The organism is Actinoalloteichus caeruleus DSM 43889 (assembly GCF_000429185.2).
GTDB lineage: Bacteria > Actinomycetota > Actinomycetes > Mycobacteriales > Pseudonocardiaceae > Actinoalloteichus_B > Actinoalloteichus_B caeruleus.
Window position 1 is genome coordinate 3,308,778 of sequence record NZ_AUBJ02000001.1, and the last position, 13,604, is coordinate 3,322,381.

Annotated in this window: 13 protein-coding genes; 6 read left to right on the forward strand and 7 right to left on the reverse strand. The window is 71.2% G+C overall.

What is annotated here, in order from left to right:
- The first annotated feature begins 704 nt into the window (after window positions 1–704).
- From G443_RS12680 to G443_RS12695, 4 genes are all read left to right on the forward strand, one after another.
- Complete coding sequence (locus G443_RS12680; RefSeq protein WP_026417278.1) at window positions 705–1,229, forward strand: SigE family RNA polymerase sigma factor; 525 nt, start codon at window positions 705–707, stop codon at window positions 1,227–1,229.
- Window positions 1,229–2,374, forward strand: a complete 1,146-nt coding sequence (locus G443_RS12685; RefSeq protein WP_026417279.1) for a hypothetical protein — start codon at window positions 1,229–1,231, stop codon at window positions 2,372–2,374. The genes G443_RS12680 and G443_RS12685 overlap by 1 nt, the downstream gene beginning before the upstream one ends.
- Window positions 2,375–2,468: 94 nt before the next feature.
- On the forward strand, window positions 2,469–3,128 hold the full coding sequence (locus G443_RS12690; RefSeq protein WP_026417280.1) for a metallophosphoesterase family protein: 660 nt from the start codon (window positions 2,469–2,471) through the stop codon (window positions 3,126–3,128).
- A gap of 18 nt (window positions 3,129–3,146) precedes the next feature.
- Entirely contained in the window at window positions 3,147–3,992 is an 846-nt protein-coding gene (locus tag G443_RS12695; RefSeq protein WP_026417281.1) for a hypothetical protein, read from the forward strand.
- Window positions 3,993–4,026: 34 nt separating this feature from the next.
- On the opposite strand, the gene G443_RS12700 is transcribed toward G443_RS12695, so the two are convergent.
- From G443_RS12700 to G443_RS12725, 6 genes are all read right to left on the reverse strand, one after another.
- A complete protein-coding gene (locus tag G443_RS12700) occupies window positions 4,027–5,205 on the reverse strand; it encodes an ABC transporter ATP-binding protein (protein WP_026417282.1) in 1,179 nt (392 codons plus the stop codon).
- A 7-nt stretch (window positions 5,206–5,212) separates the two neighbouring features.
- Complete coding sequence (locus G443_RS12705) at window positions 5,213–6,058, reverse strand: carbohydrate ABC transporter permease (protein ID WP_026417283.1); 846 nt, start codon at window positions 6,056–6,058, stop codon at window positions 5,213–5,215.
- Window positions 6,058–7,080 (reverse strand): carbohydrate ABC transporter permease, encoded by a 1,023-nt coding sequence (locus tag G443_RS12710; protein ID WP_026417284.1) that lies wholly within the window; start codon window positions 7,078–7,080, stop codon window positions 6,058–6,060. Before G443_RS12710 ends, G443_RS12705 begins: the two co-directional genes overlap by 1 nt.
- On the reverse strand, window positions 7,077–8,345 hold the full coding sequence (locus G443_RS12715; RefSeq protein WP_026417285.1) for an ABC transporter substrate-binding protein: 1,269 nt from the start codon (window positions 8,343–8,345) through the stop codon (window positions 7,077–7,079). The genes G443_RS12710 and G443_RS12715 overlap by 4 nt, the downstream gene beginning before the upstream one ends.
- Window positions 8,346–8,687: 342 nt before the next feature.
- Window positions 8,688–9,212, reverse strand: coding sequence for a YflT domain-containing protein (locus G443_RS12720; RefSeq protein WP_026065638.1), 525 nt, complete (start codon window positions 9,210–9,212; stop codon window positions 8,688–8,690).
- Window positions 9,213–9,373: 161 nt separating this feature from the next.
- The gene (locus G443_RS12725; protein ID WP_026417286.1) at window positions 9,374–10,231 is read right to left on the reverse strand and encodes an LLM class F420-dependent oxidoreductase; all 858 of its coding nucleotides are present in this window, start codon (window positions 10,229–10,231) and stop codon (window positions 9,374–9,376) included.
- A gap of 1,037 nt (window positions 10,232–11,268) precedes the next feature.
- Between G443_RS12725 and G443_RS12730 the strand changes: the two genes are divergently transcribed.
- Window positions 11,269–11,643, forward strand: a complete 375-nt coding sequence (locus tag G443_RS12730) for a hypothetical protein (protein ID WP_051313290.1) — start codon at window positions 11,269–11,271, stop codon at window positions 11,641–11,643.
- Between the two features lie 37 nt (window positions 11,644–11,680).
- Here the strand turns inward: G443_RS12730 and G443_RS12735 are convergent, their stop codons facing one another.
- Window positions 11,681–12,172, reverse strand: coding sequence for a MarR family winged helix-turn-helix transcriptional regulator (locus tag G443_RS12735; RefSeq protein ID WP_026417287.1), 492 nt, complete (start codon window positions 12,170–12,172; stop codon window positions 11,681–11,683).
- Between the two features lie 194 nt (window positions 12,173–12,366).
- Between G443_RS12735 and G443_RS12740 the strand changes: the two genes are divergently transcribed.
- Window positions 12,367–13,548, forward strand: a complete 1,182-nt coding sequence (locus G443_RS12740; RefSeq protein ID WP_051313292.1) for an Mrp/NBP35 family ATP-binding protein — start codon at window positions 12,367–12,369, stop codon at window positions 13,546–13,548.
- Window positions 13,549–13,604 lie beyond the last annotated feature (56 nt).

The window sequence follows — 13,604 nt, forward strand, 5'->3', positions numbered from 1 at the left end:
CCGTTCGCCGCGTCGGACTCGGACTCGGACTCGGACTCGGACTCGGACTCGGACTCGGACTCGGACTCACCGAAATGGTGACCCGGTCCGAGGACATCGTGGTGTGCCGAGGCGCCGGACGACATCCTCCCTGGCAGGACGGGCGCGGGAGCCCGCGGGGCCGACAGGGCGACGAGCGGGGTGGGAGCAGGTGGAAAGCACGACGCGCGACGGTCGAACGTCACGTCCCTCCTTTCCACGGAGCCCTCCCTCGGATCCTCGCGGACGAGGAATCGGGCCACCCGAGCGGGGACCGCCGCGACGGCCCCCGTTTCCCTCGGTGGGGACCCATCCGATCCCGGTATCCCGCACCGCCGAGTGGGACTCCCGCGATCGTGTCATGATCTTTCTCCCGTGTACAGCTCCACTCGCGCTCCGCAGTGACCCCGCGGCACCGTTTCCCCACTGTTCGCCGGCAGGGATGAATGCGCTCGCCCGAACAGCGGGCGGTGTGGGATTCACGTGAGGCCATCAGATTCGAGAAACGGGTACGGAACGATCGGCCACGCGTTCCGCACCGGCACCACCGGATGTCGGGGCGCCCGGCGTGTGCCGGGGACCCGCGAAGGACCGCCGCTCCCGAGGTGACCGGGAAACGACATCCGGTGCGACGGAACACCTCGGCGAGCGCGTTCCAGGGGTAGCCAACCACGAAGGGGCGCACCTTGACGTTCGACGAGTTCGTCGCCCTCCGACTACCACGTCTGCTGAGGTACGCGACGGTCCTCACCTCCGACGCGCACCTGGCCGAGGACGTGGTCCAGGAAGTGCTGCTCCGAGCCCAGTCCCGATGGAGACGCATCGGACGGCTCGAGGCACCGGAGAGCTACGTGCGGAAGATGATCACCAACGAGTTCCTGTCCTGGCGGCGGAGACGAGCCTCGGGGGAGGTGGTCACGCCGCCCGACGCGATCGGGACCCTGCGCGAACGGGCCAGTCGCGAGCACGACGACGCCCACGCCCGGTACGACGAGCGCGACGCCATGCTCCGCCGCATCGCCCGGCTCCCGAGGAAGCAACGCGCCGCCCTGGTCCTGCGCTACTACGAGCAGCTGCCCGACCGGGAGATCGCCCGGCTGCTGCGCTGCGGCGTGGGCACCGTGCGCAGCCACGTCTCCCGCGCCCTGAACGGCCTCCGCTCCGAGGCACCAGCACCCGGAACCCGGCCAGCACTCCTGAAGGAGGCGTGATGAGCTCCGACCACGAACGGTTGATCAGGGAGGCGCTGCTGCGCCAGGCCGACGCCGGTCCGGAACCGGCCGAGGTACTGGCCGGCCTCGAACGGGCCGGGGAGCGCCGCCGGCGCCGGCGGCGCGGCACGCTCCTCGTCGCCGCCGCGACCGTCACGACCATCGCGGTACCGGTCGCGGTGCTCGCCCTGGCGGACGGGGAACGGGGACCAGGGGTGGTCGCGGCGCCGGACACGCCTCCCAGCGAGGAACCGCCCGACACGGAGTTCTTGGGAGAGACCGCCTCCCTCGGTTACGGACCCACCTGGGTGCCGGAGGGGTTCCTGGAGTACCGGCGGACCTTCGAGAGCACCCCCCCTCCCGAGCCGGTGGAGGGCGAGGGGCCCACCGAGTGGAGCCACACCCGGTCGTGGACCAGCGGGCCGGTCGAGGAGGCGGCGGTGACGGCGCCGACGGTCACCGTGTGGGTGCTCAAGTACGAGAACCCCCAGACGAACCACAACCTGGACGACCTGCCCGAGGTCCAGCTGGACGACACGACCACCGCTCACGTCAACGAGGACCAGCGGGGGTACCGCAGTCGCCTCTCGTGGTTCCCCGCGCCGGACGTGCTCGTCGTGGTCACCGCCTCGTCGATCGAGGATTCCTTCAGGGTGGCGACGGACGTCGCCCGGTCGGTCCGGGCCGACGTCCACGTCGAGTTCCCGATGCCGCTGGAACTCGACGGACCGAACCCGGCGCGCTCGGTCTCCCTGGGGGCCGAGCCCGGGGACGAACGGGCATGGTCGGCCCTGCTGTCCACCGGCGTGCCCGGCGAGGAGGACTACCAGGCGGAGCTGGAGGTCGAGTACCTCCCGGACCGCCCCGAGGTGGACCAGCCCTGGATGCCCGACGGCGCGCCGCCCCCGGTGGAGACCCCCGTCCTCGGTGGGACGGCGTTCTTCTACGCCCCGCACCACCCGTGGTCCTCCGGTGGCCGACCGGCGTCGCTGGTCGTCCCGACCGCCGACGGGCGGTGGCTGGTCGTGCGGGACGGCCGGCCCACCGAGGGGAGCTCGGTGACGATGGACGACCTGGTCGACGTCGCCGACAGCCTCGTCGTGCACCCGGACGTCGACCGGTCGTGGGTGGGCACTCGTCCCTGAGCCCACCGGGACGGCGGTGAGGGGTCGTCGGCCCGGGCCGCGAGGCGCGGCCGTCGTCGCTGCTGGCACCCGGCCACCCCCCTATGCTCGCGGGGTGGTGCGGGTGCTGGCGGTCGCCGACGGGGTCGTGGAGAAGCTGTGGACCGAGCAGGTCCGGGCCTACGACGTCGCGCTGGTCCTCGGCGCCGGTGACCTGCCCTTCGACTACCTCGAGTACCTGAGCACCGAGCTCGGCGTGCCCTGCGTCTTCGTCCCCGGCAACCACGACCAGGACCTCGGCGGTTACACGAAGGTGCGGGGGATGTGGACCAGAGGGGGCATGCCGGTCTCCTGGCCCGGCCCCGCCGGAGCGGTCAACGCCGACGGCCGGGTGGTCGACGTCGCGGGCCTCCGGATCGCGGGCCTCGGCGGCTGCCTCCGCTACCGCGAGGGCGCGAACCAGTGGACCGAACGCGAGCAGGCCCGGCGGGGACGGCGGGTGTGCCGCCGGGCGGCGGCGCGGCGCTGGCGGGACGGCAGGGGGGTGGACGTGCTGCTGACGCACGCGCCCCCGTTCGGGTGCGGCGACCTCGACGACCCGCCCCACCGCGGCTTCCGCTGCCTGCATGACGTGGTGCGCCGCCTCCGGCCGCCGCTGCTGGTCCACGGCCATATCCATCCGGAGTACGGACCCCGCGCGCGCGAGGGCCATCTGGGTAACACTCTGCTGGTCAACGCCGCTTATCACCGTGTAGTCGAGATTCCCGTTCCATAGCCACCCCGGAGGTGGAACGTGCGCCGTGACACCGGCTTCCCCCACGCGGACGCCGAGAACGACTTCCTCCGCTCCCGGCGCCAACAGGTGCTGGCCCGGCTCTCGGCCTGGCTGCGACGAGAGCCGGACGACGTCAACATCATGCTGCCGTTCACCGAGGTCGTCGAAGCCCTCGGCCAGGTGGGCGAGCGGAGGCTGGGGTTGCGCGTCATCCGCTTGGACACCGTGGTCGGCAGCGTGGACCGGACCAGGGACTTCGACCGCCGGTTCCGCCCGACCTCGACCAGGGTGCGGGAGCGGTGGGAGCGGCTGGCGCGGGCGCAACGGCGGGGTGAGGCCGTCCCGCCCATCGCCGTCTACCGGATCGGGGACCTGCACTTCGTCCAGGACGGCCACCACCGGGTCTCGGTGGCGATCGCGCACCACAACGACACGATCGACGCCTACGTCACGGAGATCATCACCAAGATCGACGCGGCGGGGATCCGTTTCCGGGGCGACCTGATGGTCAAGGCGGACCGCCGGCTGTTCCTGGAACGGGTCCCCCTGCCAGGGGAGGCGCGCGCGGCGGTCGTGCTGACGGACGCCTGGGAGTACACGGAGCTCAGCGAGACCGTGGAGGCCTGGGGCTTCCGGCTCATGCAGGACGAGGGCACGTTCCTGGACCGCACCACGATCGCCCGGCGCTGGTACCACGAGGAGTTCCGCCCGGTGGTGCGGCTGCTCCGCTCGGCCGAGTTGATCGCGGACCGCACCGAGGCGGAGGCGTACCTCCGCGTGGGTTGCGAGCGGTACCGGCTGATGCGGACGCACCGCTGGGACGACGAGATCATCGAAGCGGTACGACGCGGTCCCCGGCGCTGACCAGGGGGTCGGCGCCGGGGACCGGCGGGGTGCGTCATGCCTCCAGGGTCAGGTTCCTGCCCGTGGAGGGGTCGAAGAGCTGGACCTTGCCCAGGTCGAACCACACCTCGTGGTGGTCGCCCTCGCGCACCGGCGAGACCGCCGAGAGCCGGGTCACCAGCTGGCCCTCACTGGCGGGGACGTCCGAGCTGCCCGAGTCGGCGGCGAGTTCCTCCAGTTCGGCGGAGCGGGCCTTCTCGTCGAGCGCGTAGTAGACGTACTTGTCCGACCCCATCGACTCCACCACGTCGACCAGGCCGGTGAAGACGTCTCCCTCGGCGCGCATCCGGTCGTCGACCAGGCTGGCGTCCTCGAAGTGCTCGGGCCGGATGCCGAGGATGACCTCGCGGGGCGCGTCCGCCCGCTCCATCGCACGCCGCAGCCGGTCGGTGAGCCGGATCTCGCCGAGCGCGGTGGCGAGCCCGCCGTCCGCGACGGCGGCGGGGACGAAGTTCATCGCGGGCGAGCCGATGAACCCGGCCACGAACAGGTTCGCGGGGTGCTCGTAGAGGTGCTGGGGAGCGCCGATCTGCTGGACCACTCCCCCGCGCATGACCACGACCCGGTCACCGAGGGTCATCGCCTCGGTCTGGTCGTGGGTGACGTACACCGTGGTGGTGCCGAGCTGCTTCTGGAGCCGCGACACCGAGGTGCGCATCTGGACCCGCAGCTTGGCGTCGAGGTTCGACAGCGGCTCGTCCATGAGGAAGGCCTTCGGGTTCCGCACGATCGCCCGCCCCATCGCGACCCGCTGCCGCTGACCACCGGAGAGGTTCGACGGCCGCCGGTCCAGGTGCTGGGTGAGGTCGAGGATCCTCGCGGCCTCGTTCACCTTGCGGTCGATCGTGGCGGTGTCCAGCTTGGCCAGCCGGAGGGGGAAGGCCATGTTCTCCCGGACGCTGAGGTGCGGGTAGAGCGCGTAGGACTGGAACACCATGGCGATGTCGCGGTCCTTGGGAGCCCGGTCGTTGACCACCGTCCCGTCGATGCGCAGCTCACCGGAGGTGATGTCCTCCAGGCCGGCGATCATGTTCAGCGTGGTGGACTTCCCACAGCCCGACGGGCCCACCAGGATGATGAACTCGCCGTCGGCGATCTCGATGTTGACCTCCTGGACGGCGAGGGCGCCGTCCGGGTAGCGCTTGGTCACCCGGTCCAAGACGATGTCTGACATTGTCACCTCATCCCTTGACAGCGCCGGAGGTCAGGCCCGCGACGATGCGGCGCTGGAAGAACAACACGGCCACGATGATCGGCACCGTGATGACCACGGCCGCCGCGGAGATGGACCCGGTCGGGTCCTGGAACTGCGAGTCACCGGTGAAGAACGACAGCGCCACCGGGACGGTGCGTGACCGCTCGGTCGAGGTCAGGGTGAGCGCGAACAGGAAGTCGTTCCAGCAGAAGATGAACACCAGGATCGCGGTGGTGAAGACGCCGGGCGCGGCCAGCGGAGCGATGACCTTCAGGAAGGCCTGGCCGGGCGTGGCGCCGTCCATCTTCGCCGCCTTCTCCAGCTCCCAGGGGATCTCCCGGAAGAAGGCCGACAGCGTGTAGATCGCCAGCGGCAGCGAGAAGGTGATGTAGGGCAGGATCAGCCCCGGCCAGGTGTCGAACAGGCCGAGGGTCCGCTCGATCTCGAACAGGGGCGAGACCAGCGAGATCTGGGGGAACATCGCGATGAGCAGGGACACCCCGACGAGCAGCCGCTTCCCAGGGAACTGGAGGCGGGCGATCGCGTAGGCCGCCATCGTGCCGAGGACGACGGCGATCGCGGTCGCGATCAGGGCGATGCCGATCGAGTTCAGCAACGCCCGCAGGAACTCGGTGGTCGACAGGATCGACCGGTAGTTCTCGAGCGTCCACTCCCTCGGGATGAAGTTCCCGTCGTTGAGGGTGGCGGGTGTCTTGAACGACAACGACATGATCCACAGCACCGGAACGAGGGCGTAGACCACCACCAGGGTGTTCAGCAGGCTCCACCTGAGCTTGCGTGCCCGGGTGTCGGTGCCTCCGAACGCGGCCATCAGCGCCTCCCCTCGGTGTCACTGCCCGGTGCGGCGGTGCCGAAGAGCTTCACGAAGACGAACGCGATCAGGGCCACCGACAGGAAGATCAACACCGACATGGTGGAGCCGATCCCCAGGTTGAGCGCCTGGATCAGGTTCGTGTTCGCGAGGATCGACACCGAGGAGGTGTCCTGTGCTCCCGAGGTCAGCACGTAGATGTTGTCGAAGATGCGGAACGCGTCGAGCGTCCGGAACAGCAGGGCCACCAGGATCGCCGGCTTCATCACCGGGACCATGACCTTGATGAACCGCTGCCACGGGCCGGCCCCGTCCATGGACGCGGCCTTGAGCAGGTCGTCCGGTACGAGCGCCAGGCCGGCCATCAGCAGCAGGGCCATGAAGGGCGTCGTCTTCCAGACCTCGGCCAGCGTGATGATCGCCAGGGCGCTGGCCTGGTCGGTGAGCGGAGCGGAGCCGGGGGCGAACAGGTTGGCGAGGTACCCGGTGTCGGGGGTCCAGGCGTACCGCCAGGAGAAGGCGGCGACGACGGTGACGATCCCGTAGGGCACCAGCGCCGAGGTCCGCACCAGTCCTCGACCCACGATCGTCCGGTGCATGATCAGCGCGAGCGCCATGCCCAGCACCAGCTCGATCGCGACCGAGACGACGGTGATCAGCAGGGTCACCCCGAACGAAGTCCACCAGTAGCTGCTGGTGAGCACCTCGACGTAGTTGGCGAGGCCCACGAACTCCTGGTCAGCCGGGAACCGGAGGTCGTAGCGCTGGAGCGACAGCCAGACGGAGTAGATGATCGGCCAGCCGGTGACCGCGATCATGACGAGCGCGGCGGGAGCGCACAGCAGCAGGGCCAGGCGGCGCTCCGACCGCTGTCCCTCGGTGAGCGTCCGGCGCCCCGACCGGGTGCCACCGGTCCGCCCACCGCGTCCCGACCCGCCCGCCGGGCTCGGGCCCGGCTCGGCGGTCCCGTCCGCCGGGGAGCCGGGGGCCGCCTGGTCCTCGGAGAGGCGTTCCCCGCTCATGGCAGCACCCCCTTCGACTCCAGCGCCTTCTGCACGGACACCCGCAGCTCCTCCGCGGTTCGTTCCGGATCGATCGCCGAGGGCGGGGACAACGTGTGCGACAGCACCGTCGAGACGTTCTGGTAGGCCGGGGTCGAGGGCCGGTTCGCCGCGTTCTGGACGCTCTCGAGGATCGCGTCCTTCATCGGGTAGGCCTCGAGCATCTCGGGCTCGTCGTAGACGCTCTCGATCGTGGGGGGCACGCCGCTGTTGATCGCCGAGAACTTCTGGTTCTCCGCGTTGCGCAGGCAGAGCGCGGCGTCGAACGCCTCGTCAGGGTGTTCGGAGTAGGTGCTGACGGCCAGGTTGTACCCGCCGATGGTGGACCGGCTGGGGCTGCCAGGCTCCACCCCCGGGTAGGGGGCCCACCCGACGTTCTGGGCGAGCTCCGGTGTCTCCGCCTGCATGGCGGCGTAGACGAAGGGCCAGTTGATCTGGAAGGCGGCGTTGCCGGTCTGGAAGGCCAGGCGGGCGTCGTCCTCCATCGCGTTGGTCAGGCCCGGGTGCGCGAGACCGGAGGTGGCGAAGTCGCGCAGCACCTGGAGGGCGCGGACGGCACCCTCGTCGAACTCCGCGCGCAGGCCGTCCTCGGAGAGCATGTGCCCGCCGGCCGACGCGGTGATGGAGTTGTAGTGGACGACCAGGCCCTCGTACTGCGCTCCCGTGATGAGGATGGTGTGCGGGTCCCCGGCGTCCTTGAGCTCCTGGGCCGCCTCCATCATGTCGTCCCAGGTCTCCGGCGGCTCGTCGACCAGGTCGGTCCGGTACCAGAGCAGTTGGACGTTGGTGTTCTTCGGAGCCGCGTAGAGCCGGTCCTCGTACCTGGCGGACTCGAGCGGCCCCTCCAGCGTGCCTTCCTCCGCCTCGGCCCGGTGCTCGCCGGTCCACTCCTGGATCCACTCGGCACCGGCGAACTCCTGGGTCCACATGAGGTCGAGTCCGAGGACGTCCATGTCACGGTCCTCGGCCGCCAGCCGCCGGACCATCTGGAGCCGCTGGTCGTCGGCGCCTCGGGGCAGTTTGTTGTAGACGATCTGGTACCGCCCGGCGGCCCGCTGGTTGCAGTTCTCCACAACCGTCTCCAGGCCGTCCTCGGGCGCGTAGTAGAGGTTGACGGTGATCCCCTGCTGGTCGGCGCCGCAGGCCGCCAGCGGTATCGCGAGCAACGCGACCCCCATAGCCGCCGCGGCCCGCCCCGGCCGCGCACGCATCGCGGGGCGCCCCATCGCTGCCTCCTCCCGGCGACGGCTGAGGCGACACCCCGGCACCGCGTCGACACCGCCCGGGTGACCACAGCCGGCACCACGTCGTGCCCGCACTGATCGCCGGTCGCCGCCCTGGCGGTGACCGGCCGCCTCGGGGTGCGTCTCGTCACACCCCGGGAACGGCGCATCGAACCTAAGGCCGTTGATCACCTTCCGCAACAGGTACTGCGCAAGATGCGAGATCTGTTATAAAAATGGGTCTCCAAGCAGCCCGTTACTCGGCCAGGTTCTCACAGTCGGTGACTCCTAACCGGACAAATCCGGAATCAACCCCCACTAGGGTCATTCCCGTTCGTGGAAGCCTCAGGACGCGGACGGTGGCCGCATCGCCAACTTCGCGAGCAGATCCCTACCCTGTTCGGCGTTGCGCGGATGGCACAGGACGTCGTACCGCCCGGCGACCAGTTGGCTCGCGGAGACGAAGTCCCGCCGCCCCCGCGCCGAGCCGTAGGTGACCGCCGCGAAGAGGAGCCCGAAGAGCACGCCGGTCCCGAGACCGACGAGCACCGGCCCGATGAAGACGCCCTCCGTTCCGCTGAACAGGCTGAGCAGGATTCCGACGAACAGGCCGAACCACGCGCCCGAGGCGGCCCCGCCCGCGAGTACCTTGCCCCAGGAGAGCTTGCCGGTCACCCGCTCCACGAGCATCAGGTCGACACCGACGATCGTCACCTCCTGCACCGGGAAGTCGCTCTCGGCCAGGTAGTCGACCGCGCGCTGCGCCTCCTCGTACGTGCCGTACGAGCCGATCGGCCACCCGGTGGGCGGAGTGGGCAGTCTCGGCGCGCTGCGCGCGTCTCTGCCCGAGCTGCCGAAGGGACTGGTCACCGGTTCTCACCTCCGTGAACGGGAACTTCCATCCTGCCAACGATCAGGGCGACTGGCAGTTCCTGCGAATCGTTCGTGGCGACCATGATCCCTGTCTCGTTCCACGGAGGCGCGGCCGTCCCGGTCTCGACCCACCCCGCCCCGTCACCGCGCTCGTACCCTCACAGCGGGAGCACGGTCGCGAGGCGCCGGTAGGCCGGCCTCGGATCCGCTCCGTCCGCCGTCAGCACCTGCACCGACACGTGGTCGGCACCGGCGTCGAGGTGGGCCGTCACCTTCGCCGCGACCGACTCGTCGGTCCCCCAGGCCACCAGGTCGTCGATCAGGGCGTCGCTGCCGTCGTCGGCGATGTCCTGCTCGGTGTACCCCAGTCGCAACAGGTTGTTCGTGTAGTTCACGAGCCTGAGGTAGGGGTTCGCGACCGGGGGACGACCGACGGCCCGGGCGGTCGCCGGATCGCTCTCCAGCACCACCTTGTGCTCCGGGGCCAGCAGGACGCCGGCGCCCAGGACCTCCCGCGCCCGCCTGGTGTGCTCGGGAGTGGTCAGGTAGGGGTGTGCCCCGGCGGTGCGTTCACCCGCCAGCCGCAGGGCGCGGGGACCGAGCGCCGCCAGCACGCGGCGGTCCAGCGGAACGGGGCGGGCGGCGCTGTCCAGCTCGTCGAGGTACTCCACCAGCCGGGTGTACGGGCGGACGTACCCGGCGCCGACCGCCTCGCGGTGCCCGGCCCCGATCCCCAGCAGGAACCGGTTCGGGTACCGCGCCTCGATCCGGTGGAAGGACTCCGCGACGGTGTCGGCCGGGGAGTCCCAGATGTTGACGATGCCGGTGGCCACCACCAAGCGCGTCGTCGCCGCGAGCAGGTGCTCGACGACGTCGAGGTCGGCGGAGGGCGAACCACCCACCCAGAGCGTCCCGTATCCGAGCTCCTCCAGTTCCGCGGCGGTCTCCGCCCCCACCGCACCGGTCAGGAACGGGGCGGGCCGCCAGATGCCGATACGGCCGAGTCGTGGGCTCATGATCGTCTCCTTCCGTCCTCCGTGCGAACGTTCCCGGTCCCTGATCTCATTCCGCATCTCATCCCGAAGTTCCGGCGACGGCGAGTCGAGGCGGCCGGGAACAGCCAACCGGGGAGCTCGGACCGGGCACGTCGGTCGGTGGGTGGGTGGGTGGGTGGCGTCCCGCGCCGCCCGCGCCGGGTGACCAGCGGCCCCCTGGCCGCCGCGACCAACGCCCGCCCCGGGGCCACCTCGTCGATCGTCTCCGCGCCAGGCGATGGCGCGCCCGAGCCGCCACCCCCGAGACGGTGTGCCACGCGGAGGCCAGGCCGGTGGTGCTCGTCCGCTGCCCCTGGCAAGGACAAGGAGTGATCTCGTCGCGCTGGTCCGGGCGCGGGTCCCACCCGCCGTCGAGGTCGAACCCGGCCCGAAGGGCGCGACCGCCGGAGTCCGTCCTGTTCGCGAAGGCGGAGGCGGGGACCGCCGACCGCCCGTACCCGCCGAACCGTCACCACCAGCAGCCGCGCCGGCACCGGGCGGGAGACACCGACGTCCTCGTGGTCGCCAGCCCTCGCCCCGACGTCGGCGCACGCGTGCCCACCGACGCGGTGAGGTCCGCTGGCCCGAGGACCAGCGGCTCGAACCGTGGAGCGGAGGCCGCGACCACCTCCGGCCGGCGGGGGCCCTGGACCGCTCGGTCCGGCTCGGATCGACGCGGCCCGAGGGGAGGCCGAGGCCCGCCAGCCGCGGTCGCGGTGCCGGGTCCCGCGCCGTCGAGTTCCTCGAACGCTGCTGGTGGGAGCCAGGGCGGACCCGGGCGGCCACTCCACGGTGCCGCGCCGGGCGAGTGGGCTCACCGGGACGTCGTGGAAGGGGTGGCGGGCGCCGACGAACGACCGGACCGCCTGCGGGCGACCGAGGCGGAGCGGCCGCCCGCGTGCCGTGGCCGACCTGACCCGACCCGGGTGGCTTCTCGCTCCCCCTCGGATCCGGGGCCGGCACGGCAGCGGGCCCGGCACGCCCGCACGCGGTCCACCCCCTCCTGGGATGCTGGGGGGATGGCTGGCACCGCCGACACCACCCGCACGCTGGACCTCGCCCTCCGCAAGGCCGGGGCGGTGTGGGTGGCTCCCGGGAACCGGCCGGCCAGGCTGGTGTGGACCGTGTGGCGCGGTGGTGCGCTGTGGGTGGCGGTCGGACCGGGGGAACAGCAGGTGCCCGGCCTCGCCGACGACTCCCTCTGCCAGGTGACCGTGCGGTCGCCGAGCACCCGTTCGCACCTGCTGGAGTTGCGAACGCGTGCCCGGCTGGTCACACCCGACGAGGACACCCTCGCCGCGCTCACGGCGGCCCGCCGCAACCGGCCGCCCTCCTGGACGGAGGTCTACCGCCTCGTCCCGGAGCCGGGCGAGGCGGAGGAGGCCCCCGGATGAGGGCGCCCCCCGCCCTCGACGGGCGGGGCCGCCCGAATCAGGCCTGAGCCCGCTGACCGGCCGCCCTGGGTACCTGGCCGTCGGCCAACTTGGCGCAGGTGTCCGCCAGGGACCCGAGTTCCTCCCCTGGCAACACCGAGGTGAAGTACTGGCTGACACCAGCCAGGTGAGTGGAGACCGCCATGCGCAGGCGGTCCTTGCCCTGTTTCGTGAGTACCGCCATCACGCCGCGACCGTCCGTGTCGACTCTGACCCTGCGCACCAGCCCGACACGCTCCAGCCTGTCGACGAGTCGGGTGACACCCGACCTGGACAGCAGTACCGCGTCCGCCAGTTCGGTCATTCTGAGCCGTTGTTCGGGAGCCTCAGCGAGATGGACGAGCACGTCGTAGGCCGCCAGGGAGAGCCGCTGCTTGGCGATGAGGTCGGCCTCCAGGCACCGCGTGACGCGGGCGTGTGCCCGGAGGAAGCTGCGCCAAGCCGCGATCTCGTCTCCGTTGGGTAATCGGCCGAGAACGGTATCCGACACGAGATCGATGTTACGGAACGCGCGCGACCGTGCGCACAGCGCCCCCCGGGAATGATGACTCTCCGCGTTCGCCCGGGTACGACCACCCGGGGAACGGCGGGCGGGACCGGTACCAGCGGGTGCCCGCGCCGTAGCATGGAGGCCGCACCAAGGTCCAGCAGCCTCATCAACGACGAAAGGCCCGGTGTTCGCAAGTGACTCCTGCCCAACCGGCTGACACCGCACTCTCGCCGGAGACGGTGCGCGAGGCGCTGTCGCGGGTCGAGGACCCGGAGATCCACCGGCCCATCACCGAGATCGGGATGGTCAAGGACATCACCGTCGGTGAGGGCGGAGTGGTGGATGTCGGGATCTACCTGACGGTCGCCGGATGTCCCATGCGCGACCGCATCACCCGGGACGTCAAGGCAGCCGTCGAGGCGCTGCCCGGCGTCTCCGACGTGCGCGTCGAACTGGACGTGATGAGCGACGAGCAGCGTTCCGAACTGCGCAGGACGCTGCGCGGTGACTCGGCGGAACCGAGGATCCCCTTCGCCGAACCGGGCTCCCTCACCAGGGTGTACTGCGTGGCCTCCGGCAAGGGAGGCGTCGGGAAGTCCAGCGTGACGGTCAACCTCGCCGCCGCGTTGGCCGCGCGGGGTCTCTCGGTCGGCGTCGTCGACGCCGACATCTACGGGCACTCGGTCCCGAGGATGCTGGGGGCCTCCGGCAAGCCCACCAAGGTCGAGTCGATGATCATGCCGCCGCAGGCGCACGGCGTGAAGGTCATCTCCATCGGCATGTTCACCCCCGGGAACTCCCCCGTGGTGTGGCGTGGCCCCATGCTCCACCGCGCCCTCCAGCAGTTCCTGGCCGACGTCTTCTGGGGCGACCTGGACATCCTGCTGCTCGACCTGCCCCCCGGCACCGGTGACATCGCCATCTCGGTCGCCCAGCTCATCCCCAACGCCGAGATCCTGGTCGTGACGACGCCGCAGCAGGCCGCCGCCGAGGTGGCCGAACGGGCCGGGGCGATCGCCATGCAGACGCGGCAGCGCATCGCGGGTGTGGTCGAGAACATGTCGTGGCTCGAACTGCCGGACGGTCAGCGGATGGAGCTGTTCGGCAGTGGCGGGGGCCAGCTGGTGGCGGACTCGCTCTCCCGGTCGGCGGGGGCCGAGGTCCCGCTGCTGGGTCAGGTGCCGCTGGACCAGCGCCTGCGGGAGAACGGCGACGCCGGCACCCCGCTGGTGCTCGCCGAGCCCACCGCCCCCGCCGCCCAGGTGCTGCTCGACGTCGCCAAGCGGCTCTCCGTGCGCGCACGCGGGCTCGCCGGTCAGATGCTGTCGGTGACGCCGGTCCGCCGTTCGAATCCAGCCGAGCGGAGCACAGGCTGAGCCGATCGGGGGAAGTTGGGTCGGGGCCGCCCTCGGGCGGCCCCGATCGCGTTCGT

Excerpts from the sequence above, each read along its gene's own strand:
- G443_RS12685 (WP_026417279.1), top strand. The coding sequence starts at position 1,229 with ATGAGCTCCGACCACGAACGGTTGATCAGGGAGGCGCTGCTGCGCCAG.
- G443_RS12700 (WP_026417282.1), bottom strand. The coding sequence starts at position 5,205 with ATGTCAGACATCGTCTTGGACCGGGTGACCAAGCGCTACCCGGACGGC.
- G443_RS12705 (WP_026417283.1), bottom strand. The coding sequence starts at position 6,058 with ATGGCCGCGTTCGGAGGCACCGACACCCGGGCACGCAAGCTCAGGTGG.
- G443_RS12710 (WP_026417284.1), bottom strand. The coding sequence starts at position 7,080 with ATGAGCGGGGAACGCCTCTCCGAGGACCAGGCGGCCCCCGGCTCCCCG.
- G443_RS12715 (WP_026417285.1), bottom strand. The coding sequence starts at position 8,345 with ATGGGGCGCCCCGCGATGCGTGCGCGGCCGGGGCGGGCCGCGGCGGCT.
- G443_RS12725 (WP_026417286.1), bottom strand. The coding sequence starts at position 10,231 with ATGAGCCCACGACTCGGCCGTATCGGCATCTGGCGGCCCGCCCCGTTC.
- G443_RS12730 (WP_051313290.1), top strand. The coding sequence starts at position 11,269 with ATGGCTGGCACCGCCGACACCACCCGCACGCTGGACCTCGCCCTCCGC.